Here is a 23621-nt window from a genome sequence, read left to right as displayed (position 1 = left end):
GCTCTAAATACATAAAAATTTGCAAATCCCTATGGTCACATGGTGATTTGCATGATAGATTTGATTTTAGATATATAGATGTTTGGATGGCCAAATGATTTCAGCATACCTAGATAAAACAGAAACAACGCTCGACCCCACATTAATTGAGCGCAAGGCTGCATTATTAGATGCATACTTAGCGACTGCAAACTGTCAACCAATATGGTCTTATCAAATTCCAGAGTTGGGTGAGGGGGGGAGTTGTAGCTTATTTGGTCACTTACAAGAAGCGCCATTTTTGCTGAACGATCATATTGAGAAGAACGAAATAAACGATACGATTTTAAGCAAGTTACAGGCGGTTGTTGAGTTTGTTCACATACAAACGGGTGTTGACTGGTTTGGCATTTACCAGTCGAGGAACATTGAAGGTGAGAAACAGCTACTGAAACTTGCCTATAGAGGTGCACCAAGTCGACCTCTATTCCCAATAAATGAGCAATTTGCGGCAACCTCTAATAACATTCAAACTGTGATGTCTGCAACGTCACGCATCATCAACGATATTCCCGCTTACATCGCGCAAGGTGGTGAATACTATACGTGCGATCCAAAAGTACAATCGGAAGTCTGTTTACCATTACTTGATGCCGAGTATAAGTGTGTCGGGATCATTGATGCGGAAGCATTTAGTAAAGACTTTTTTACTGCTGACAATTTATCTGTACTGGTTGCTGCATGTATGAAAATAACGCATTACCTTCCTCGTTAACAAGGCTCGTGTTCTTGTTAATTTGTGTTAGTATTGGTGGCAACTTTAACCCCATGGCTCTTACGCGGTATCTAGCTAGATACATTAAAAATACAGGGCAAGACTGACAATGTGGATCACGTCGTTAATCTGTCTGTTCTTTTTTGCGTACCAGTTTTAATAGGAAAAGAAATACACATGTTTTCAGAACTAAAACCACTACCAACAGACCCTATTTTGGGCCTAATGGCAGCTTATAAACAAGACAATAACCCTAATAAAATTGATTTGGGTGTTGGTGTATATAAAGATGAGCAGGGTGCTACACCGGTTCTTAAAGCGGTAAAAAAAGCAGAAGCGTTTCGCCTAGAAAATGAGACAACAAAGTCTTACATTGGGTTGGCTGGCAACTTAGATTTTTGCGCTAAGATGGAAGAGCTTTTATTGGGTAATGGCCACACATCATTGTTAGCAAACCGTGTGCGTACAGCTCAGACACCAGGTGGCACGGGTTCACTGCGTGTTGCAGCAGAATTCATTAAACGTTGCAATAAAGATGCGACTGTCTGGGTTACCACGCCAACTTGGGCTAACCATATTAGCTTGTTCGAAGCGGCTGGCCTGAATGTAAAAGAGTATCCTTACTACGACTACGAGAACAAAGGACTCTTGTTTGATGAGATGATCGATACATTAAAGCAAGTGCCAAAAGGTGATGTTGTTTTAGTGCATGCATGTTGTCATAACCCAAGTGGTATGGATCTAAATGCAGAGCAATGGCAAATTTTTGCTGATTTGGCAAAAGAAGTTGGCTTTACCCCGCTTGTTGATATTGCTTATCAGGGTTTTGGTAGCAGTTTGGACGAAGATGCAAATGGCCTTCGTTTACTCGCACAAACTGTTGAAGAAATGATCATTTGTTCTTCTTGCTCCAAGAACTTTGGTTTGTATAGAGAGCGTATTGGTGCATGCTCAATTATCTCTAAAGATAGTGCGAATGCGGATATTTCAAATTCTGTACTACTGAGTGTCGTACGTAGTATTTATTCAATGCCACCTGCACATGGTGCTGACATCGTAAATACGATTCTTTCGAGTGACGAGCTTACACAGCTTTGGCATGAAGAACTAGCAGAAATGCGTAACCGCATTAATGGCTTGCGTAGCCTTGTTAAAGATAGCCTAGCACAGCGTAATACCGGTCATGATTTTTCATTTATTGAGCGTCAACACGGGATGTTCTCTTTCTTAGGTATTAATAAAGCGCAAATAGATCGTTTACGTGAAGAGTATTCTATTTATATTGTTGGCTCTAGCCGTGTAAATGTTGCAGGCATAAGCCAAAGTAACATTGATTACTTTGCAGATGCAGTTGCAGCAGTGCTGAAATAACGCATACAATTGCTGTGCAATACTAAAAATGCCCAAACTTGAGTTGGGCATTTTGCGTTTTGTGGGACGAATAAGTAATAAATGGCGCGGCAACAAATTAAGCTTGTTTTATTGCGGTAACCTTGTCGTCGTTAGCTTCTTCGGCTTTTTTGGCCGGCTTCTTGACGTCTTTTTCTGCGGTTGGTTTACTGCCTTTTAATACAGATATAAAGTCGTCTTTATATTTTGCCATTTCGAGAGCGAGCGATTCTACTTGCTGCTCACTCAGTGGTACATCGACTTTTTCTAACATGCCTTCCAGAGCTTCTGCGACATCCAGCATTTTATCATAGGCATCCGCCTCTTTTTTGCTAGTAAAAGTCATTCGTTCTACTCCATTTCTTTCAACCACATATTTTACAACTACAGCCATGATCACCCTCCATAAAACACTGTTTTTTTATACAGTAAACTTAAATCTGTGTTTTTGCAACCTTAAGTCGTTTAATTAGACGCTGAAGATGAAAAAAATACAATGAAAATATTCCTAGAACATTTACAAACTAGCGTTTGAAAACCTATGTTTATCTCTGCCAATTCAGGCATAAATTACTAAAACGGATTTTATTGGAGGGATTTAATGCGGTTAGAAAAGATATGGAGTGTAGGGCTAATATTGTTTGTGGTCGCTTTTTTTAATATTGCAGATGCGCAATCGGATGCCCAATTAGTCGAAAGTCAGGTAATCATTAATATCAATACCGCCAGTGTTGAGCAGCTAGTGACGCTACCGGGAATTGGCCTCTCTAAAGCACGGGCCATTGTCGAAAACAGAGAAGCCTTGGGGCACTTCGAAGATCTGGCAAGCCTGACCCGTGTCAAAGGGATCGGTGAGGGGATTGTTGATAAACTCAAACAGCATATTGTGTTTGAGTAAGGATGTGAGCAGGGCTAGCTTTTGCCCTGCTCAAACTCTACCAGCGCCTTATCTAAATATTTCAGCGCGAATTGAATTTCAATTGGTACAGTCAATAGAGGGTATGCAAGTCCTGCAATCAATAATACGGGTAGCAAATAAAAACCTTCAAAATAAGCGAGTGCCATAAAAAAAGGGGTTAGTAGCAGTAGTTTGCACACAGCGAGGAGTACTTTCTCGTTTGCACTGAGCATGCTCAAAGCAATTGCTTTCACTTTTTGTTTGTCTCTCAAATTAAGTTGAGACAGCTTTGACACTTGGCTTAATCTAAAAATCATTGATCTCTCTAATTTACTTTTTGAATATCACAACCGGTGCGAAGATTATGAAACTTAAGGCATAGGCTGCAAAAATAATTTCCATCCACCCGGGCATTGATAATCCTGCGAACGACCAATCTATACTTGAGCAACTGCCTGTTACTGCAAAAAAGGAAGGGATCCATTCATGTAAAGGAACCGGAAAACTTGGTTCAAACGCACAGGTAAATGCAAATGGATCGGTGGTAGTTTGCATATCAAGATGTTCGCGGGCAAGTAGCCAGCCCCAAATAGCAGATATGCCCCACCCAGCGGTCGCAATTAACCTGACAAGGTAATGGCTTTTGCCACATAAGCCGATCAACGCCGCGATTAATATCCCCAAGACTGCTGTGCGTTGGTAGATACACATAACGCAGGGCTCTAACCCCATGGCATACTGAAAATACAAAGCCACAACTTCAAATAAAAGGGCACTCATAAACAAAATACCCCAAGCGGCGGTAGAGCGAGAAAAGCTCGCCAATCTATCCAACATATTGCCTCCTTTTTTTGTCGCTATTATGGCGGTGTATGATCATCATCGCAATGTTTTTGGGACAATATTAAACGCGAGATAGCTGATCAGGACACGAGATGTAGGTGATGATTCTGTGAAATTGTAATTTCATGCATGGTAGGCAGTAAGTAAGCCACTGGGACGGTTAAAATACATTATCTTCATTGGGAAAATTGTATTTTTTAGACGAAATAAGCAGAATTTGAGGTTACGCTTGTTACTTTACATCCATCTGGTACAATCAGTGGATTAACGAGTTGCATTGTCATGAATCGCTTGGTCACCAAAAGTTATGTGGTTCATGTATACAACGCCTTAAGTTGTAAATTTAAGTGGTGCTAAATGAGAATTTTTAAAGCCAAGAGCCCAGCGGGTTTCGCTGAGGAATATATAGTTGAATCGATTTGGAATGGTGAGTTTCCACCGGGCTCTATACTGCCTGCGGAACGTGAGCTGTCAGAATTGATCGGAGTGACTAGAACAACTTTAAGGGAAGTGTTGCAACGTTTGGCGCGCGACGGCTGGTTGACGATTCAGCATGGTAAACCCACGCGCGTGAACAATTTCTGGGAGACGTCAGGGCTAAATATATTAGAAGCGTTGGCGCGTCTTGATGAAGACAAAGTTCCCGAGCTGACAGATCAGTTGCTGTCAGCAAGAACAAATATCAGTTCAATTTATACGCGTGCGGCGATTAAGTTAAATGGTGCAAAAGTTGTAGAGATTTTGGCGCAGTATAAAGAGCTACCGGACACTGCAGCAGCATTTGCTGATTATGACTATGAAGTTCATCATCAATTGGCGATAGCTGGTGGTAATAAAATCTATGTACTGATTTTGAATGGGTTTAGAGGCTTGTACTCAAAAATTGGTTGCCACTACTTCTCAGAGCCTAAGATCAGAAAAATCACGAGAGATTTTTATCGAGACCTCACTGATCTTGCTGAGCAAGGAGATCATGACCGTGCAATTTCACTGATCCGGAAGTATGGTCACCAATCAGGTGAGTTGTGGCAGCATATCAGAGCCGATATGCCTGATGATATTATGGATTAAGATTTCAATAAAAAGCTCCCAAAGGAGCTTTTTTTATATCGACGGGTTGGTCCCATCGAATTTATAGATTACACCTATCGGATATTTCGATTGTTATTTTGGGTAAGAGCTGAATAAACTTAGGCAAATTTTATCAAGGGGTTGTTTTTCGCAAACAGCGCCTCAATATTTAGAATCAAATTACAATACGATTTGTATATTGGAATAAAACCTAACTATTTGGAGAAAACAATGGGTGTATTAGTTGGCCGTCAGGCTCCTGACTTTACAGCAGCAGCAGTACTAGGTAATGGTGAAATCGTAGATAGCTACAATCTACATGAGCGTATTAAAGGTAAAAAAGCAGTTGTATTCTTTTACCCACTAGACTTCACTTTTGTTTGTCCTTCAGAGCTAATCGCTTTTGACAAGCGTTATGAAGAATTCCAAAAGCGTGGCGTTGAAGTAATCGGTGTTTCAATCGACTCACAATTCTCACACAACGCGTGGCGTAACACGCCAGTTAACGAAGGTGGTATCGGTCCAGTTAAGTATGACCTAGTTGCTGACGTTAAACACGAAATCTGTCAAGCATACGATGTTGAGCACCCAGAAGCTGGTGTTGCTTTCCGTGGTTCATTCCTAATCGACGCTGAAGGTAACGTACGTCACCAAGTAGTTAACGATCTTCCTCTAGGTCGTAACATCGATGAGATGCTTCGCATGGTTGACGCACTTGCGTTCCACGAAGAGCACGGTGAAGTTTGTCCTGCAGGTTGGACTGAAGGTAAATCAGGTATGGACGCAAGCCCAGAAGGCGTTGCTAAGTTCCTATCTGAAAACGAAGGTCAGCTATAAGCTCTTATAAGTCATCGTTTTAAAACCCGCTTCGTGCGGGTTTTTTACTTTCAGTACCGCTGTTCTCATCATACTCAACCCAAAAACCATTTTTGACTGATCACTTTAACTGTCTCGATAGAAAAATACGCCAACAACAAACTCACGACGGGCATTGCTAACAGGCTGATTAAGGTAACTTCGCTAAACATATTACTTTTCCTTTTTGGCTTCATTTGAGCCAGCTTGGTTTGATTCAGCATCCTCATTAATACGAATGAAACTATCCACCAGTGCCTTTTTGGTGTTAATTTTTAATTCGACGATACTAGATTGAATGTTTTCACTAACACGACTTTGGATTTCATCTAGCAAGTCATTGTTAACGGTGCTTGCATTTGCAGTTGCTGAAATACCAGTCAAAAGGCCAACGGTCATTAGTTTTGTGAATACGTTCATTGTCTTGCTTCCTTTGTTTGTTTAGTCGTAATAACTATTACAAAGGTTGTGCCAGTTCAAAAAATAATTTTAAACTACTGAAAGTATAAGGGTTTTAATTTTGAGGAGGAACTGGTTAAATTTTACAGTAGTGAATTTAACCAGTTGAAATGACATATTTAACTATAATTTAGTTAATTTTGTTCAAGCATCTGAAAGATAAGTTGTTTGACGATGTTTGGTTCGAACGGTTTGTCACACATTGCATTGACACCTGATTGCGCAACATTTGCTAGGTGGGTTTCATTTGCTTCAGACGTTACCATAAGGACTGGCACATGGGCATGCTCATCGGACCGGCGGATTGCTTCTGTCAGCTCCTGTCCGTTAACTTCTGGCATGTTATAGTCAGTCACGATGAGGTCAAACATGCTCTCTTGTAAAACCGCAAGGGCTTGCGCGCCATTTTCAGCCTCAGAAATTCGCGTTGCACCTAAATTTCTCAAAACTCGTTGAATGTGGTTTCGAGCCAGTGTCGAGTCATCCACGACCAAGATCCTTAAATCCTGAATATCGTACAGATCGAGTTCAAGTTCTTGAGGAGAGAGTAAGTCCAACGTGGCGTTAATGGCTTTTCCTAGGTGCTCCTTAGTAAACGGTTTGGGTAGAATAGCAACGACACCCGATTGTTTATATGCTTCTAGTTGTTGCCTACGCGTTTCACTTGATACCAACATGAATGGCAATTGATGATCGCTGAAGTTAGCATGCACATAATCCAGTAATGACAGCGCATCACCATCTGGCAGGTAAAGTGTACAGATAATGAGATCGGGGATATGAGAATTTAAAGATTCAATAGCGGTACTGACTGATTCTGCGAAATCAATCTGCTCGACCCCTTCTTCTTTGAGTTCGTTTGCGATGATTTTACGTTGGGTCACCGAAGGCTCGACGAGTAATATCGTCAGATCTGTGCTGAGTAAGTCGTTCATGTTTAACCTGAGGATAAATCAGAAATAATGATAATGTCAGCTGAATCTCGCGGACACCTTGCAGTGAAATGATGCGAGCGAAGTTGGAGACTAGCTGTGTATGATTCCAATCTAATATAGCGTATTTGTAAACAATAGGCTAGCTTGGTGTGATTCTGGGAAGGGTGAAGTTAACCGTTGTTAACTTCTATCTACGAAACTCTAAATTTTGCGGTAGGTCAACGAGGATTAAAATCGCGCCTTTACCACCATACTCAAGCGGTGCTTGGTGCATTGCCAATATATCTGGGTGTTGGACTAAGTAATGGGGCACTTTGTGCTTTAAAATGCGCTCTCCAATACCATGCACAATACATGCACAGCTTATGTGCTGTTTTTTACAGGCATGGATCAAAGCTGCGAGTTCATCCTTTGCAGTTTCTTTATTCATACCATGCATGTCTAAAATGAGTTCTGGCGCATAGTCACCACGTCTCAATTGCTTAGCAAGGTATTTGTCGGCGCCAGGGCGAACGTAATTGATTGTGCCATTTGTATCTAGGTCTGGTACATATTCATCTGAGAAGAAAAACTCAGCTTGATGTTGTTTCTTTTGCTCAGCGATTACCTCGCCTTTGAAGCGTGTTGCTTTACGCTCATGCACGACAGTATCTTGTTTCAGCTGGTGTGTACCGGAAATTGCTTCTCGGAAAAGGTCAAAGTCATCAGAGGCCATAGTTACTTCAGGATAATCTCTAGTCATTCGTGCATTTTAAATAAAAAAAGCATAAAAACCTAGCTTAAAAACCGCTACAATGCCGCTATCTACAAAGTGTGAGAATAATCATGAGTGAATTAGCAATAACTAACGAAATCGCTGAAGAGGCTTACCGAGACTTAGTGACCATGCAGGATTGGCTGCGTTGGACAACAAGTCAGTTTGTCGCCAATGGTCTGTTTTATGGTCATGGCACTGATAACCCTTGGGATGAAGCGGTAAATTTACTCCTACCTACCCTGAATTTACCTGTAGATGCCCCAAAAGATTTGATGCAATCTAGGTTAACGGGAACAGAAAAGAAGCGCCTTGTAGACGTTATTAAGCTGCGTATAGAGCAGCGTATTCCAGTGCCTTATTTGACAAATCAAGCGTGGTTTGCGGGTATGCCATTTTATGTCGATGAGCGAGTGTTAGTGCCGCGTTCACCATTTGCTGAACTTATCACCAAGCAGTTTGCACCTTGGATACAAACACCAAGTGAAGTAACACGTATTTTAGATATGTGCACAGGGTCTGCCTGTATCGCAATCGCATTGGCAAAGCATTTTGAAAATGCACAAGTTGATGCTGTTGATATTTCTTTTGATGCTTTGGCTGTTGCTGAAATGAATATTCACGACCATATGATGGATGACCGTGTATTTGCGATACAGTCAGACGTCTTTAGTGGTGTGCCGGGTCAAAAGTACGACTTGATTGTGGCCAATCCCCCCTATGTTGATGCAGAAGATATGGCAGATCTTCCTGATGAATTTCACCATGAACCTGAGTTAGGTCTTGCTTCTGGGGATGATGGCCTTGACGTAACACGTATTTTATTGAGGGATGCCGCTGAACACTTAACAGACAATGGGATTCTATTTGTCGAGGTGGGTAATTCTATGGTACATATGGATGCATTGTACCCAGGCGCACCATTTACTTGGCTAGAGTTTGAACAAGGTGGGCTCGGCGTGTTTATGATAAGCAAACAAGAGTTGGTTGCTTATTTTAACGATTAATACTTGTTGTACTTTGCCTGCGTGAATTATCACTGTGGTTGGCTTGGTACGGCAAGAGTAGGCAGGTATCATGATACTTGCCTTTGCTAAGTTGGGCTGCAACAGCTCAAGTTGACTCAGAGAGTCAAAACCGTAACGAGGAATGAGGAAAGTTAATGGCAGGCAATAGTATAGGCCAAATATTTCGAGTCACGACGTTTGGTGAAAGCCATGGTACAGCGCTAGGTGGTGTTGTGGATGGCGTGCCAGCGGGACTCGAGATTGAAGAGGCCGATTTACAAGTTGATCTTGATAGGCGTAAGCCAGGTCAGAGTCGATATACCACGCAACGCCGAGAAGGGGATGAAATTAAGATCTTGTCAGGTGTCTTTGAGGGTAAAACAACGGGTACAAGTATCGGTTTATTAATCGAAAATACAGATCAACGCTCCAAAGATTATAGTAAGATCATGGATGTGTTTCGTCCAGGTCACGGTGACTACACATACTGGCATAAGTATGGTCATAGAGATTATCGTGGTGGAGGCCGCTCTTCTGCTCGCGAAACAGCAATTCGCGTCGCAGCAGGCGGTATTGCTAAAAAATATTTAAGGCAAGTTCATGGTATTGAAGTTCATGCGTGCCTGTCTCAATTGGGCCCGATCAAAGCCGCAACTTTTGATTGGTCAGAGGTTGAGAATAATGCATTTTTCTTCCCAGATCCCAGTAAGCTGGAAGCGCTAGATGAGTACATGCGTGACCTTAAAAAGCAGGGGGATTCGGTCGGCGCTAAAGTGAAAGTTGTCGCCAAAAATGTGCCTGTGGGATTAGGTGAGCCTGTTTTTGATAGACTTGATGCTGAAATTGCACACTCTTTAATGAGTATCAATGCTGTTAAAGGTGTTGAAATTGGTGACGGATTTGATGTGGTCGAGCAAAAAGGCTCTGAGCATCGAGATGAACTAACACCTGAAGGCTTTGTGAGCAATCATGCGGGTGGTGTGTTAGCGGGCATTTCCACAGGGCAAGATATTATCGCGTCAATTGCGCTCAAACCAACATCCAGTATTACGGTGCCCGGTCAAAGTATCAATACGTCCAATGAAGCCGTTGAGATGGTCACTAAAGGACGCCATGATCCGTGTGTAGGGATCCGAGCGATCCCAATTGCTGAGGCGATGATGGCGATTACACTAATGGATCATCTACTACGTCAGCGAGGACAAAATCCGCATGTAGATGTGCCTCATGGGCCAATACCTGGGCAAGTTAAACAGTAAAGTGGCACCTGATGATCTGCCAATAACTATGCCTGTCGATATTTGACAGGAAATAAAGCCTTACAAACTAAATATGTATGAACAGTTTGTAAGGCTATTTTGTTAAACCGGTATCTGACTCAGTGTGTAACCTGAAAGTAGCGGATCCATAGTTAGCTGCGTTGTTCACCTTCGGCGTTTCATCAGAGAACTTGAATCAAGGTGGCATCCAATCGATAATTTCTTTTAATGGTAAAGCCTATCTATTCCTCCCTAATCAAGGCTGAACGAAAGAAAAGCAGTACCCATACAACGGTAATAAAGCATACTTGTTTTTTGATGTGGAAACTGTGTTATATGAAAAGCTTAATCAAAACAACTTTAATCACAATCTGAAGCAAGTCATTTAAGGGTATAAGCAGACAATGAGGTTAATGAGCCCATTGGTCGTAAGCCATTGCTTCTTTGATGAGTATGATGAATCGGATGTCTGGTTTTAGATTTCTTTTTCAACTGCATTTATTTTATGACTGTTATCATGGAGAGCCAGTTTGATGAAACCCCTATCAGACTTAAAAGTATCTAATTTACAATTGTTTTTTTTACTGCTTTACTTTCTCTAATCTCTAATAGAGTACCAATTTCCTTGTAAATAAGACGATAAATATAAAAGGAGCCAAGAAACTTGACTCCTTATTCGCCATTAACAAAAAAGGTTAACAGCTTATTTTGTATTTATCATGTGGCATCTCATCAGTTACCTTGATTCATTTGCGTAAGTTTGTCGCCGATTGGTTTCGAGAAGTTGTAGCCATCATATTTATCCCAATTAATTGACCATGTCATGACGCCCCCAAATTTAGGGTAATTGAAAGCGGGTTTGATAGTGCCACAGCTTATTCCTTTGGTGAGGCAATCCAAAGCTGCGATGATATTTGCCGTTGGCGCTTGTCCAGAGTTGGCTGATTTAGGCCCTGACGGTAAACCGATAGCGACTTGGTCATCTCTGAGTGGCGCAAAGCGCGTGCCATTGGCTAGGTCGAAACCTTCAACCAGCATTTTTGCATGCGCAACCATCATATTGATAGAACCTTCTGGTGCGCTGCCTGGCTCGTATGGGTTAGGTAAACCGCCATTGTTGTATAGTTGCACATGAAGCAAGTCCAGCGTATCACGTAGTGCATCGATAACCGGAATATAGGCACCCCATATACCTGAATACGCTATCATGCCACCGTGAACATATGGGTGCTCAGGCGCCATAGTGAGGACCATGTTTCCACCCATATTTTGTTCGATTTGTTTAATTGCTCTTGGTAAACGCGCTTGGATTTGCGAGCCATGTAGCAAGTTGGAGCCACTTTCTAAATCAATGTCTAACCCGTCGAATCCCCACTCTTGGATAATGTTGGTTAAGCTTGCAACAAAGTTTGCTTCATCGGCATCCGTGTTCAGTGTGATGGTCCCCTCAGCCCCACCCAAGCTAAGAACGAACACTTTACCCTGTGCTTGCAGCGCTTGCATGTCAGCTTTGAATTGTACGGGGTCAATAGGAGGGCAATTGGAGCGGATGTCTTTTTCAAACGGTTTGAAGTGCACCGTGCCATCTGAGTTTCTGTCGTTTTCAGCAAATGCAATGTCGATGATATCCCAAGCTGGTGAGATTTCAGCGAGTGGGATAGGACAGCCAGCTGGGTTAACAAAGTTATGCCAGTAACCGATGAGTTTATGTGTTTTGCCAATTGGTTTGTCGATGACATTTACTGTTGAACCTGTACTCGTTGCTTGATTGCCAGCGCTATCTTTGGCAACTGCTGTTAAGATGTGTGATCCTAGCGCGGCGGCAGTATATGACCAGGTATATGGCGCGGACGAGTCACTTCCAAGCAGGGTACCATTTGCGTAGAAGCTGACGTTCGCGATTGTTCCTGTAAGCGCTTGCGCGTCAGCTGCGATGTTGATGGTGCTGCCAATGGTGTACTGAGTGCCAGATGTTGGTTGCAGTAAGTCAACGACGACGGGCTTATCCGTAACGTTGACAAAAATTTGCTCAGAGGCGGCATTCCCTTCATTGTCGGTCGCAGTTGCAGAAAGCGTGACAGCCCCAAGCGACGTGGGCTGCCAGTTGGTACTTCCGTTACCGTTGTTAAAGCTTGCCAGTAGTGTTTGATCGGCAAAAATATCCAATTGCGTGACTGTGCCATCCGCATCACTCGCACTGACAGAAACCGCAGCACTTTGGCCTAGCAAGACTGTGCTATTTGCACCGGGTGTATTGAAAGTAACGACAGGTGCAATCGCACAAATACCCAGATCAGTCCAAGCATCTTGCCAATGTTGTCCAACGCCTGGTTCATAGGCCCACTGTGCGTTTGAGCTGCACCAGCCACTTACGTCACACTGGTACTTACGATTATTATGACTAACCAACTCGCCATTTTGATAACCATTACCTGCTTGGTATGTTTTTAGGCCTGAGCAGCCTCCTTGACTAGGTGTTGCAACCTGAATGTTTGAAACCACATTACTGCTGGCTGCCTGATTGTCAGTGGCTGTAACCTTAACCTGCACTTGACCTGAAATATCACTGACCCAATTGTAATCAATAGTGCCATCTGTAAATGAGGCTACTTGTGTATCATTTATAAATACGGTTGCATTCGTCACTGTGCCATTGGCGTCAGTGGTGACAGCTTGAATATTCACCGTGTCGCCAAGCGTAAACTGACTGTTATTGGTTGGTGAGAGCAGATCTATCGCGGGTGGCGTATTGTTTGTGCTGTCTTGCACACTGACAGTGACTTGACTTTGTGTGCTCAGCGCGCCTTGGTTGTCAGTGGCTATTGCTGCAATGATATGTGGCCCTGATTGCGCAACCCAGTTTGCTTGATAGGGGGCTTGATTGTCGAGCCCCACCGACACATCATCAACAAAGAATTCAACTTGGGCTATTGCGCCATCTGAATCCGTTGCATTTGCAGATAAGACAACGCTGTCATTGGGGTTAAAAACACTGCCCTCTGCGGGCGTTAATAATGTCACCGCAGGGCTTTGATTTCCACTACATGCCCCAAGGCTTTTCCAAACTTTATAGTTACCCGAGTGTTGTTGAGGGTTTTCATTTTGGCTGTACCAACGTGCCTCAAAAGCACTATTCTGGTGTTGGATTTGATCACCTGCACGATAAACTTGGGACTGTTGCCATGTGGCCAAGTTTGTACAATCTGCAGCGAATGAATGCATGCTCGATATGAGCAGGGCACTGCTTCCAAGCAAATAACTTAGTTTGCTTTTTTCCATTGTTTTTCTCCTTACATGTTGTATGTTTTGTGAACAAAACGTATCCAGCATAGAACTATGTGCGGGGTTAATCAATGGCTTTTTAATTTAATAGGGTACAGCCTTGCGTGTGCAAGGCCGTTTTAAAAAATTGTTATTTAGGCGTGGGTTGATCCGACTTGATTGTGACCACACGTTGTGGGAAAGGAATTTCTATGTGTGCGTTTTTGATCCCTGAGTAGACGGCGAGGTTGATGTTTAATTTATTTTCGATCAATTCAGTGGTCGGGGTCCAGTAGCGATAGCTAATCACAATTGCGCTATCAGAAAAAGATTCAATACCAACCTGCGGTGCAGGGTCATTCGCGACGTAGTCTTCGTTTCGTAAGATGGACTCGATAACTTCAATCGCCTTATCTGCTGGGGCGTTATATGCGATGCCAATTTCACCTTCAATATGAGAATAATTAAAAGAATTATGTAAAACTTCCCCAATGATGTGTTTGTTGGGCACCGTGATTTCTACTTTTTGTTCATTGACTAAGATGGTGTAACCAAGCTCAATAGATTTCACTTGGCCACTGACATTTTTGACGCTAATGGTGTCTCCGACCACAAATGGCCGAGTAGCAATCAAGGCAAGACCAGCACCATAATTAGAGAGCATCCCTTGTACTGCTAAACCAGCACCTAGAGAAGCGGCACCAATCGCTGCGACAAATGGGGTAACACTGATACCTACTTTTCCTAGTGCAATAATAATAAACATCGTGACGATGAGTACTTTTACGACATTGGCGACAAAGTTGGTTAGTGTCACATCCACATTGTGATTGAGCATTAATTTGCGCGTGGTGTCAGCCAACTTTTTAGATAGCCAAAGGCCAAACACTAGGATGACAACAGCCCCCAGCAGCTGCATACTGTAATTGAGTAAATAATTACGAATTAAGTCATAATACTTTTCAAATTGGGCGATTTCTTGTTCGATCAAGTTATGCTCCTTGTAAAGCGTGTTTTCATTTTTATCCACTTAAACTATTGAGTATAGTAAAGAATATAGGAACCCAGAAAGCGCTAATAATGGCGCTAATAATCATTGCTGCAGATGCAAAGGCACCAGCTTGTGGATCGTACTCCATTGCCGCTGCGGTGCCAATTGCGTGACAGCCCACCCCTAAAGCAATGCCTTTAGCTTGTGGTTGCGATATGTTACATAGCTGCAACAAGCTCAGTCCAAACACACTCCCAACAATGCCGATGAGTATGACCATGACAGCAGCGATGCTGGGTAGCCCTCCAAGTGCATCTGTGATCAGCAGTGTGATAGGAGTTGTCACTGACAAGGCCATTAACGATGCGACCAAAGTTGGCTCGGCGTTAAAAAGTAAGCAGAGCATGTATGCCATCAACGTTGCTACCGATATGCCGAGAAAAGCACTCACTATCAGTAATATTAACACTGGGCGAATAGCAGTAAATTGCGAGTAGAGTGGGTAAGCAAGTGCAACTATCGCGGGTTCAAGCAGCACGTTGATGGGCATACTTGCTAAATAATAGTCAGTGTAACTGACATTGCTGGCAACAAGGAGTATAGCTATCGATACAATGCACAACAGTACAGGGTTTAACAAGGGGGTTGAATAGCATTTATGTACTGCGCGAGTAAACGTAAACAGGCCAACCGTAAGGAGGCAGGCAAATACACTAATCACGGTAGCGGCCTCTACTTGAAAACTTACCGACGACGACAAGTACAACAGCGGGAAGGGCAAATAGTAAAATACTAATTAAGAAGATATTTTCAAGGAGTAAGTCTAGATGATTAAGAACGCCAACCCCAACAGGAATAAAGAAAAATGCGAGATATTTTATGAGATTTTGCGCGGCAGAGTCTAACCACTCAGGTCGCAGAAGTCGCCAATGCAATAATCCAAAAAGTATGAGCATACCGAGTAAGGGGGCTGGCATTGAGAGCGCATAAAATGCGACTATCATCTTCGCGGACCAAAGGCAGACAAAAACAATTAAAATCCCAAGTGAAAACTTTATAATATACATTGAACACGCGTGGATAGAGTAAGTTGTGCAGAATATTGTGCCATGCTATTTCCATTTTGCACGGTCATTATATACGCAAAATTCACTGTTTTTTACACCGTTTTTCATTGCAATACGAGTATTTTTTGAAGCGAGTAACCTCAATTGGTACCAAGTTTCGCGCCAAAGTAATGTTCTTGAAGGCGCTTGGAATGCTTGATTATACAGCACTTTGATTGCGGCGAGTGCATCTGGAGAGTGTTGACTCAAAGCGTCTATATGTTTGGCTATAAATGCATTGGGGTCGTCATCAATGGCGGTAAGTAAACCAGCTTGCATTGCTGTTCGAGCATCAATGCGTTTGGCTTCAAATGCGAGTTTTAGAGCTTGGTCTTGCTTTAAGTATCCGGGTAAAACAATGCTTGTGCCCATATCTGGACAAAGGCCCCAACGAGACTCCATGATGGCAAATTGTGCATCGCTATGTGCAATTCTAAAATCGGCACCCAACGCAATATGTAATCCACCACCGAGACAATTCCCTTTTATGTCTGCATACACTGGGACTGGCAGTGTTCTCCATCCGAGTACAACGCGCTGTACTAGGTTTTGATTACCAGGCAGGAATTTAAATAACAGCTTTGCGATTTGAAGCGGGTGCTGTATGACACTTTGCACATCAAGCCCTGCGCAGAAATGCTCGCCTTCCCCCCTTATGATAACGGCACGAATCTGGCGGTTTTTCCGGATTTCTTTAATAATGGTATCCAGTGATTGAAACATAGAGAGCGTTAATGCATTTTGCTTGTCTGGACGCGAAAGGGTCACGTGGGCAACTTGCTGTTGTACGTCAATGTGTATCATAACCAATCCTATAACCTTATTGTTCTTCTGAGTTATGTAAGTGGAGTTTTTACTCAGTATTGCATTTGAGACGAAGGATATTCAAGCAGATATTCATTGTTTTTATCTGTTTAGCTTGTGTTCAGGTTAGCATTCTTTGCGCTAAAATCTGCACTTTGGCGTTAAATTTATTCAATACACCTAATACTTGTAGAAAATGAAATTGTGGTTTTGATATGATTAATATAATGAAAAAATTTTGGAGTTACGTTTATGTCAGCGAGACTAAGTAGTATTGAAGAGGTAACCCATCAGGCATACGATATTTTTTTGGAATTAGCACCTGACAATCTTTCCCAAGAAGAGATTGACCTGTTTAATGAATATCGAGAAGAATTTGGCTTTATCGAAGAAAGCGATATTGATGAAAGTTGGACTGCAATTGTTGCTTTTGAGCAAGAAGCAGAGCGTGAGCATTTTGTTCAGGTGATAATTGGTATTGAGTTTGAAGACGGTGACGATGTATTCGCAAAAGTACTCATCAGCCGTGATCTAGACGCTCCATTTTGCCATGTGGTGTGGAAGCAACAGTAAAGAGAAGTTTGTTTAGTGAAAAATGTGAAGTTGCTTTTGTGCTCACCCGTGTTGGTCGTTTGTACAAAAGTATATGCCGTAGACCCATTTGAAGATTTCCATAAATACGGGGAACTATCAGAAGAAGAGATCCATGAGTTGCACAAAGGTGAATTCTTATATGGAGATATAGAGTTCGGGTTTATAGCAAATAGTGGTAATACTAAAAACTCATCTTTTAAACTGCAAAGTAATCTTTACCAAGATTTTCAACATTGGCGAAACCAGTTCAAGCTCGATGGCCATTATGCCAACGAAGAAAATACCGAGACAGGCGTAGATGATGAAACTGCGTCTCGCTATTTCTTTTCGGCTCAGACCAGCTACAAATTTGGCGTTGATAACGAGTCATTTTTTCTTTATGGAGATTACGAAGTAGATGAGTTTAATGGTCGAGAATATACAGCAACTTTTGCGCTTGGGTATGGTAATAGGTTGTTCGAAGGCAGAAAAAATACGGTCGATTTCACAATTGGACCGGGTATATCAATGTATCGAGTTGAGAATGATACCGCGCTTGAACCTGGACAAAAACGCGTAGAGCGTGGTGAGCTTCTGAGGCTATCACTTCAGTGGGAACGTAACATTTCTAAGCGTACGCGATTTAATCAGGACTTTAGCTATGCGCAATCCGTTTCTGGCTTAGGTGGACGCGGCTTTGCAGAAACATCACTGATTAGCCAAGTTATTGAAGGCTTATCGCTTAAGGTTTCTTATACTTACCGTTATAATTCTCAGCCTGAAGAAGACAAACGTAAAGTAGATACTGAGTTAGGCATCACGTTTGTATATAGTTTTGATTGAGGCAATATGTATCATAAAACACAACTCGCTTGGGCGATCTGGGGTATTTTAGCTTGGCTAAGTACGTTTGTCGTCATGGGTGTAGTATTACTGGGAAATAATGTCGGGGTGTTGGCCTTTGGTATTATTTTGTTACTGGTTGCTTTTGCTTTTTATGGTTTAACCATCAAAGTTGACAGCACGGATAAAAAGTTGAGCTGGTGGTTTGGCCCAGGCTTAGCAAAGAAAACGTTAAACTTTGATGATATTGATGAAGTAAAGGCGGTGACAAACTCATTTCGTCACGGCATCGGTATGCGTATATCTCATGATGGATGGGTGTACAGTGTATCCGGTTTCAAAGCGGTTGAAGTGAGTATGAATGACGGCACTAAATATCGTTTAGGTACAGCCGATCAACAGGGCTTACTTGAGGCATTACAAGTCAAAGTGAAAGAACAGCCTCTCGACGTCGAGGTGAGCGAAGATGAAAAAAGCGCCCTATAGGCGCTTTTTTTAATGGTCGTGACCGCAGCCACCTTCACTATGTACATGTCCGTGGGCCAGTTCATCTTGTGTCGCTTCGCGCACTTCTACAATCTCAACGTCGAAGTGTAGCGTGATCCCAGCAAGCGGATGATTGCCGTCTACAATGACCTCATCGTCTTCAACACCAATGACGATGACTGCTTGTTCACCCTCATCTGTAGTTGCACGAAATTGCATACCGACTTCGACGTCAATGCCTTCAAACATACTTTTTGGCACAGCTTGTGTGAGGTTATCGTTTCTAATTCCATAGCCATTTTCTGGTTCAACAGTAACACTGATTTTATCACCGGCTTGTTTGTCGATAAGGGCATCTTCCAAGCCTTTAATTAGAAAGCCCGTTCCAATAATAAACTCAAGTGGCTCTTCATCAAATGTGTTATCGATACTGTTTTGGTCGCCATCCAAAACAGAGTAATGCATTTTAACCACTGTATTTTGGGCAATTTTCATAGTTTTTCCGTTAATTATCTTCTATAGAGTAAGGCAGCGCCTTGATATGTAGCGATACTGAGGCATTGTCTTTTGGCCTCAATACCGCAGACTGTTGTAAATCGTTTGGCATAACGGCTAACGCATAGTATTGCTGTGTATTTGCATCATAAGCTTGATGTACTACTTTTCCCGCTCTACGCCAGTTGTCTTGTTCAAGCTGCATTTCAATATCTTGTACATTGAGCTGTTCTGCAGACTCACCTTGCAAAATAAACATGGCACGTTTGTTCTTGCCAAGGTAGCGCATGCGAGCAACGGTCTCTTGACCAGTATAGCAGCCCTTTTTAAAGCTAATACCATTTAAAGCTTGCAGGTTAACCATTTGTGGCACAAATTCGTCAATGCCATTGTCATCAAGTTGAGGCTCGCCAGCCAGAATACCGCCTATTTCAAACGTGGTAGAGTCGGTGTCTAATGGCAGTGAATCGGGGAGTGTTTGGTCTGCTGGCAAAACAAGAATCAGGCGTGTTTTATCTAGCTTAAGGGCTTTGCCTTCGCCGAACGCACATGCATTGTCGGCATCGTTGAATTGTAGGGATAAGGAATCACACACTTGATCTAAATTATCACTCATTATGCCAAAGCATTGATAGTCAGACTGGGAAATATCAACTTTGGCAAACACACCGTACTTACTGAGTTCTCGAAGTGAAGCCTCTGTTTCTGATTTTGAACCTAATAATAGGTAGGTATCATTGAGTGAAAAAAGTCTCATCGTAGACCAAAGTTTGCCTTTCGGGCTACAGTGTCCTGTCCACAAGAAATTATTTTCCTTAATCAGGTTGATGTCTTGTGTTACCTGACCATGAAGGTAGCTGAGTTTATCAGGCCCTGATACTGAGAGCAGTTTTAAAGGGAGTGGGTATGCTTTGGCCATCTGACTGATCCTGAGAATTTATTTTGCGACATGTTACCTGATTAATGGGGGGCGAGATAGGCAAAAGCAAGATCAAATGACAACTATTCTTAATCGTGATGAAGTTGCATCCAACGGATACCATCATTAACGAATGATCCCTATCAAACAAAGACACATAGAATTTTCAAGCACTTCAAGTATCGGTTATAATGAGTACGATATTAGAATAATTTAAGACAAGAGGTATGCCGGTAATATGGCCCAATTGTATCCTAAAGCACGTATTAAGTGGGCATGTCGACGTGGCATGCTAGAGCTTGACGTTTTGCTAGAACCATTTGTAGAAGACGCATACGATCAGCTGAGTGATGAAGACAAAATGGTTTTTCAGCGTTTATTAGAAGTAGAAGACCCGGATTTGTTCGCATGGTTCATGGGACATGAGAAGTGCCCACATACCGACTTAGGTCAAATGGTACAGTTTATCCTTGACCGGGTTCGCGTATAGTATTGAGTTTGAAAAGAATAACCCAGACCACAAGCTCACTGTGGTCTTTTTTTTATGCCTGTGGTTTGTCCTGTTACTGGTTTTGCCTGAGCTTTGGTGGCTGAGTGCAGTACTTTGCGTGATTGCTTTTATTGATGCGCAACACCGTCTTGTCAAATTGATGCCAAGCGCTGGAGTAATACTAGTTCAAGAAGGAGAATGCGGGTTACATCTTACAGGTAGGGCCTTGGATATACAGGGGGAGGTTGTTTTTGCGCAGCGGTACACCAATTGGCTGTTAGTGAGTGTAAAAACGGATCAGGGTATTCGGCGAGTGGGGTTCATAGCCAGTGCAATGGACAAAGCAAGTTGGTCTCACTTTAATCGCATTGCACTATCATTCCGTTGATTGCCTACCTTTTAGGTTCAAGTATCGTGGGTTTTGGGTCTTGTTTTTGTTCTGGAAAGTCGATGGTGTAGTGAAGCCCGCGACTTTCAGGCCTTGCCAGTGCACTCCTAATAATAAGCTCAGCCACTTGGACTAAGTTACGAAGCTCAAGTAAGTTATTACTTACTCTAAAGTTTGCGTAGTACTCTTGAATTTCTTGCTGTAACAATTCCACGCGTCGCAATGCGCGTTCTAAACGTTTTGTTGAGCGAACAATACCAACATAGTCCCACATAAATAATCTCAATTCATGCCAATTGTGAGTAATGACAACCTCTTCATCCGAATCGCTGACTTGACTTTCATCCCAAGGTTTTAACGCTTGCAGTTGAGGTTGTATGTCAATATGAGCAAGAATATCTTGTGCCGCAGCATGGGCAAACACAATACATTCAAGTAAAGAGTTGCTGGCCATTCGATTTGCACCATGCAAACCGGTGTACGCAACTTCACCCACAGCGTATAAATTACTGATGTCTGTTTTGCCATTAAAATCCGTTATGACACCGCCACAGGTATAGTGAGCTGCTGGAACAACAGGAATGGGCTCTTTAGTGATATCTAATCCGACGCTGAGACACTTGGCATAGATCGTAGGGAAATGTTCAATAATAAAATCTTTGTTTTTATGAGAGATATCAAGGTATACGCAGTTTGCGCCGAGTCGTTTCATTTCATAATCGATTGCTCTGGCAACAACGTCACGCGGTGCCAATTCTTCACGTGCATCGAAGTCGGGCATAAAGCGAGTGCCATCGGGTCGTTTTAAATGCGCCCCTTCCCCGCGCATCGCTTCGGTGATCAGGAAGTTTTGTAGCTCTGGGTGGTACAAGCTGGTTGGGTGGAACTGATTGAACTCCATATTCGCGACGCGACACCCTGCACGCCATGCCATTGCGATCCCATCACCACTTGAGACATCAGGGTTTGAAGTATATAGATATACCTTACTCGCCCCACCTGTTGCGAGTGCGACAAATTTCGCCGCGATAGACTCTACACAATTATGCTTGCGATTATAGACATACAAGCCTTTTACACGCGCGCAGTCACTGCTTTTATCTGTAATTAAGTCGATGGCATTATACTGCTCAAGCACGGAGATATTGGGGCTTTCGAGTACACGCTCAACTAACGTCGTTTGCACCGCTTTACCTGTTGCATCGGCGGCATGCAAGATACGCCTATGGCTATGCCCGCCCTCCCGGGTGAGGTGGTATCGCTCTTTGCCTTTGCTATCGAACTCCATATCAAATGGCACACCTTGTTCAATAAGCCATTTCAAGCATTTCTTGGCATTAGAGGCTGTATAATGTACAGCTTCTCTGTCGCATAACCCGCCGCCAGCAGCTAGCGTATCTTCAACATGAGACTCTATGCTGTCATTTTTTTTGTCAAAAACCGCAGCAATACCGCCCTGAGCATATAGGGTTGAGCCTTCTTTTAAATCTCCTTTACTGATTACAGTAACTTGGCAGTGATTGGCCAATGAAAGGGCGAGGCTGAGTCCGGCGGCGCCGCTACCGACAATAATAACATCTGTCTGATGCTGCATTTTTTTCTTCATGTTAGTGGTTCTTAGCGTTTAAAGTTTTATAACAACTACAATGTGAACTATCATCATATATCAATAACGCGTGCTTTATTAGCGTTAAAAATAGTCGTTGTGTATCGTCTAGGACGAAGTAATACGTACTATTTTAAAAAAAATATTAAAAAAACAGAACTTTTTATTCATGGTGCAGTCAGACTAGCTGTAAAATGATGGCAACAATGCGCGAAAATAAGTAATAACAAAGAGGAGTACCGGCTCGAATGAACGAGCAGGATTTGGATTTAGAATTAGTTAGAAAAGTTCAGCAAGGAGATAAAAACGCCTTCAACCTACTGGTTGCCAAATATCAAAATAAGGTAGCGGCGTTGATATCTCGTTATGTATCTAACTCAGGTGATGTGGCCGATGTGGCTCAAGAAGCATTTATAAAAGCGTATAGAGCTTTACCCAATTTTAGAGGGGACAGTGCTTTTTATACTTGGTTATACAGAATTGCGGTTAACTGCTCTAAAAATTATTTGGTATCTCAGGGCCGAAAGGCGCCTGCCAGTGATATAGATGCCGAGGAGGCAGAGGTTTATGATGGTGCAGAGCAATTGCGTTCGAATGCATCACCAGAAAGCTTGCTGCTTAGCGACGAAATCAAGGCTGTAATTTTTCGCACGATTGAAGAATTGCCCGATGACCTAAAAACAGCAATTACTTTGCGAGAAATTGAAGGTATGAGCTATGAGGAAATTGCCGTGATTATGGAGTGTCCAGTCGGCACGGTAAGGTCCCGTATATTTAGGGCTCGTGAAGCTATAGATAAAAATATTAACCCACTCATAGGTAAAAATTAAATGACGCAGTCAAAGTTTAATGTAAACAATGAAGCAGTGACGTCGGAAATTTTAGACGGAGAATGTGCATTAAATGGGCATAATCAAGCACAGCTTGATGCTGAAAAATTCGCTCACTATGCACTTATTGGCGATGTAATGCGTCAAAAAGAACAGTCGACTCCGTGCATTGATATCACTTCAAGGGTCGCTGCTGCACTTGCTGATGAGCCAGTTTACAACATGACTGAATCCATACCCGAAACATCAAAAGAGCAAAGCAATGTCGTGCAGATGTCATTCTGGCGTCGCCCCATTTCGCAAGTTGCGATTGCGGCAAGTGTCGCTTTGTGTACGGTTGTGGGCGTAAATAACTTCATGCCACAAAATGCGGTAGATACCCACTCACCTGTGTTACAATCAACACCTTTAACAGGTTCTGTTGCGCCAGTAAGTTTCTCTTCAGAGCAACCAGCCATGCAATCCGCTGAGCAAGGTTTAAGAGAGTTACAGAAACAGCGTATCGGCGCCCTAGTTCTTGAGCATCAGCGCCAGACTCGTATGGCACATGCACTTTCGCAAAATACAGCTGAAGCAGAAAAGGATCAGCAAGAGGAAAAATAAAC

Annotated in this window: 28 protein-coding genes; 14 read left to right on the top strand and 14 right to left on the bottom strand. The window is 42.7% G+C overall.

Going from position 1 to position 23621, the window contains the following annotated elements; all coding sequences use genetic code 11:
• Window positions 1-94 precede the first annotated feature (94 nt).
• A complete protein-coding gene (locus L1286_RS02385; protein WP_235405326.1) occupies window positions 95-754 on the top strand; it encodes a GAF domain-containing protein in 660 nt (219 codons plus the stop codon).
• Window positions 755-931: 177 nt separating this feature from the next.
• Window positions 932-2125 carry an amino acid aminotransferase gene (locus tag L1286_RS02380; RefSeq protein ID WP_235405325.1) on the top strand — a complete coding sequence of 398 codons (1194 nt, stop codon included), beginning with the start codon at window positions 932-934 and terminating at the stop codon, window positions 2123-2125.
• Between the two features lie 97 nt (window positions 2126-2222).
• On the opposite strand, the gene L1286_RS02375 is transcribed toward L1286_RS02380, so the two are convergent.
• Complete coding sequence (locus L1286_RS02375; RefSeq protein ID WP_235405324.1) at window positions 2223-2537, bottom strand: YebG family protein; 315 nt, start codon at window positions 2535-2537, stop codon at window positions 2223-2225.
• A 207-nt stretch (window positions 2538-2744) separates the two neighbouring features.
• Here L1286_RS02375 and L1286_RS02370 point away from each other — a divergent pair, with 207 nt between their 5' ends.
• Window positions 2745-3041 (top strand): ComEA family DNA-binding protein, encoded by a 297-nt coding sequence (locus tag L1286_RS02370; RefSeq protein WP_235405323.1) that lies wholly within the window; start codon window positions 2745-2747, stop codon window positions 3039-3041.
• Between the two features lie 14 nt (window positions 3042-3055).
• Here the strand turns inward: L1286_RS02370 and L1286_RS02365 are convergent, their stop codons facing one another.
• The gene (locus L1286_RS02365; protein ID WP_235405322.1) at window positions 3056-3358 is read right to left on the bottom strand and encodes a hypothetical protein; all 303 of its coding nucleotides are present in this window, start codon (window positions 3356-3358) and stop codon (window positions 3056-3058) included.
• 13 nt (window positions 3359-3371) lie between these two features.
• Complete coding sequence (dsbB, locus tag L1286_RS02360; RefSeq protein WP_442961662.1) at window positions 3372-3875, bottom strand: disulfide bond formation protein DsbB; 504 nt, start codon at window positions 3873-3875, stop codon at window positions 3372-3374.
• Window positions 3876-4241: 366 nt separating this feature from the next.
• Here dsbB and fadR point away from each other — a divergent pair, with 366 nt between their 5' ends.
• Both fadR and L1286_RS02350 read left to right on the top strand, forming a co-directional pair.
• A complete protein-coding gene (gene fadR / locus L1286_RS02355; protein ID WP_235405321.1) occupies window positions 4242-4955 on the top strand; it encodes a fatty acid metabolism transcriptional regulator FadR in 714 nt (237 codons plus the stop codon).
• A gap of 231 nt (window positions 4956-5186) precedes the next feature.
• The gene (locus L1286_RS02350; RefSeq protein ID WP_063355192.1) at window positions 5187-5792 is read left to right on the top strand and encodes a peroxiredoxin C; all 606 of its coding nucleotides are present in this window, start codon (window positions 5187-5189) and stop codon (window positions 5790-5792) included.
• A gap of 192 nt (window positions 5793-5984) precedes the next feature.
• Here the strand turns inward: L1286_RS02350 and L1286_RS02345 are convergent, their stop codons facing one another.
• The 3 genes from L1286_RS02345 to smrB all read right to left on the bottom strand — a co-directional run bounded on the left by L1286_RS02345 (window position 5985) and on the right by smrB (window position 7946).
• Entirely contained in the window at window positions 5985-6230 is a 246-nt protein-coding gene (locus L1286_RS02345; protein WP_235405320.1) for a hypothetical protein, read from the bottom strand.
• Window positions 6231-6403: 173 nt separating this feature from the next.
• The gene (locus tag L1286_RS02340; RefSeq protein WP_235405319.1) at window positions 6404-7204 is read right to left on the bottom strand and encodes a response regulator; all 801 of its coding nucleotides are present in this window, start codon (window positions 7202-7204) and stop codon (window positions 6404-6406) included.
• 187 nt (window positions 7205-7391) lie between these two features.
• Complete coding sequence (gene smrB, locus L1286_RS02335) at window positions 7392-7946, bottom strand: endonuclease SmrB (protein WP_235405318.1); 555 nt, start codon at window positions 7944-7946, stop codon at window positions 7392-7394.
• 83 nt (window positions 7947-8029) lie between these two features.
• Here smrB and prmB point away from each other — a divergent pair, with 83 nt between their 5' ends.
• Both prmB and aroC read left to right on the top strand, forming a co-directional pair.
• On the top strand, window positions 8030-8965 hold the full coding sequence (gene prmB, locus L1286_RS02330; RefSeq protein ID WP_235405317.1) for a 50S ribosomal protein L3 N(5)-glutamine methyltransferase: 936 nt from the start codon (window positions 8030-8032) through the stop codon (window positions 8963-8965).
• Window positions 8966-9120: 155 nt separating this feature from the next.
• Window positions 9121-10224, top strand: coding sequence for a chorismate synthase (aroC, locus tag L1286_RS02325; protein WP_235405316.1), 1104 nt, complete (start codon window positions 9121-9123; stop codon window positions 10222-10224).
• A 732-nt stretch (window positions 10225-10956) separates the two neighbouring features.
• Here aroC and L1286_RS02320 read toward each other — a convergent pair.
• From L1286_RS02320 to L1286_RS02300, 5 genes are all read right to left on the bottom strand, one after another.
• Window positions 10957-13503, bottom strand: a complete 2547-nt coding sequence (locus tag L1286_RS02320; RefSeq protein ID WP_235405315.1) for an Ig-like domain-containing protein — start codon at window positions 13501-13503, stop codon at window positions 10957-10959.
• Between the two features lie 133 nt (window positions 13504-13636).
• Complete coding sequence (locus L1286_RS02315) at window positions 13637-14476, bottom strand: mechanosensitive ion channel family protein (RefSeq protein ID WP_235405314.1); 840 nt, start codon at window positions 14474-14476, stop codon at window positions 13637-13639.
• A gap of 31 nt (window positions 14477-14507) precedes the next feature.
• The gene (locus L1286_RS02310; RefSeq protein ID WP_235405313.1) at window positions 14508-15197 is read right to left on the bottom strand and encodes an LrgB family protein; all 690 of its coding nucleotides are present in this window, start codon (window positions 15195-15197) and stop codon (window positions 14508-14510) included.
• Window positions 15190-15480, bottom strand: coding sequence for a CidA/LrgA family protein (locus tag L1286_RS02305; RefSeq protein ID WP_235405312.1), 291 nt, complete (start codon window positions 15478-15480; stop codon window positions 15190-15192). The genes L1286_RS02310 and L1286_RS02305 overlap by 8 nt, the downstream gene beginning before the upstream one ends.
• A 108-nt stretch (window positions 15481-15588) precedes the next feature.
• A complete protein-coding gene (locus L1286_RS02300) occupies window positions 15589-16386 on the bottom strand; it encodes a crotonase/enoyl-CoA hydratase family protein (RefSeq protein ID WP_235405311.1) in 798 nt (265 codons plus the stop codon).
• A 252-nt stretch (window positions 16387-16638) separates the two neighbouring features.
• Between L1286_RS02300 and L1286_RS02295 the strand changes: the two genes are divergently transcribed.
• From L1286_RS02295 to L1286_RS02285, 3 genes are read left to right on the top strand one after another with little or no spacing between them, the layout of a single operon-like run.
• On the top strand, window positions 16639-16959 hold the full coding sequence (locus L1286_RS02295) for a DUF440 family protein (RefSeq protein ID WP_235405310.1): 321 nt from the start codon (window positions 16639-16641) through the stop codon (window positions 16957-16959).
• A 15-nt stretch (window positions 16960-16974) separates the two neighbouring features.
• Complete coding sequence (locus L1286_RS02290) at window positions 16975-17802, top strand: DUF481 domain-containing protein (protein ID WP_442961657.1); 828 nt, start codon at window positions 16975-16977, stop codon at window positions 17800-17802.
• Between the two features lie 6 nt (window positions 17803-17808).
• On the top strand, window positions 17809-18288 hold the full coding sequence (locus L1286_RS02285) for a hypothetical protein (protein ID WP_235405309.1): 480 nt from the start codon (window positions 17809-17811) through the stop codon (window positions 18286-18288).
• Window positions 18289-18297: 9 nt separating this feature from the next.
• Here L1286_RS02285 and L1286_RS02280 read toward each other — a convergent pair whose 3' ends face one another.
• Both L1286_RS02280 and ygfZ read right to left on the bottom strand, forming a co-directional pair.
• Complete coding sequence (locus tag L1286_RS02280; protein ID WP_235405308.1) at window positions 18298-18783, bottom strand: FKBP-type peptidyl-prolyl cis-trans isomerase; 486 nt, start codon at window positions 18781-18783, stop codon at window positions 18298-18300.
• Between the two features lie 10 nt (window positions 18784-18793).
• Window positions 18794-19702, bottom strand: a complete 909-nt coding sequence (gene ygfZ, locus L1286_RS02275; RefSeq protein ID WP_235405307.1) for a CAF17-like 4Fe-4S cluster assembly/insertion protein YgfZ — start codon at window positions 19700-19702, stop codon at window positions 18794-18796.
• Between the two features lie 238 nt (window positions 19703-19940).
• Between ygfZ and L1286_RS02270 the strand changes: the two genes are divergently transcribed.
• Together L1286_RS02270 and L1286_RS02265 are read left to right on the top strand one after the other, a co-directional pair.
• Window positions 19941-20192 carry an FAD assembly factor SdhE gene (locus L1286_RS02270; protein WP_235405306.1) on the top strand — a complete coding sequence of 84 codons (252 nt, stop codon included), beginning with the start codon at window positions 19941-19943 and terminating at the stop codon, window positions 20190-20192.
• The gene (locus L1286_RS02265) at window positions 20173-20580 is read left to right on the top strand and encodes a hypothetical protein (RefSeq protein ID WP_235405305.1); all 408 of its coding nucleotides are present in this window, start codon (window positions 20173-20175) and stop codon (window positions 20578-20580) included. Before L1286_RS02270 ends, L1286_RS02265 begins: the two co-directional genes overlap by 20 nt.
• Window positions 20581-20584: 4 nt before the next feature.
• Here L1286_RS02265 and nadB read toward each other — a convergent pair whose 3' ends face one another.
• Window positions 20585-22186, bottom strand: a complete 1602-nt coding sequence (nadB, locus tag L1286_RS02260; RefSeq protein WP_235405304.1) for an L-aspartate oxidase — start codon at window positions 22184-22186, stop codon at window positions 20585-20587.
• Between the two features lie 248 nt (window positions 22187-22434).
• Here nadB and rpoE point away from each other — a divergent pair, with 248 nt between their 5' ends.
• Together rpoE and L1286_RS02250 are read left to right on the top strand one after the other, a co-directional pair.
• Window positions 22435-23016, top strand: coding sequence for an RNA polymerase sigma factor RpoE (rpoE, locus tag L1286_RS02255; RefSeq protein ID WP_063371694.1), 582 nt, complete (start codon window positions 22435-22437; stop codon window positions 23014-23016).
• Entirely contained in the window at window positions 23017-23619 is a 603-nt protein-coding gene (locus L1286_RS02250; protein WP_235405303.1) for a sigma-E factor negative regulatory protein, read from the top strand. It begins immediately after the preceding gene.
• Window positions 23620-23621: the final 2 nt, after the last annotated feature.

Origin of the sequence: Pseudoalteromonas sp. SMS1 (assembly GCF_021530565.1) — a bacterium.
Classification (GTDB): domain Bacteria; phylum Pseudomonadota; class Gammaproteobacteria; order Enterobacterales; family Alteromonadaceae; genus Pseudoalteromonas.
Note: the sequence above shows the minus strand (reverse complement) of the source record. Positions and strands in the feature narration are given on the sequence as shown.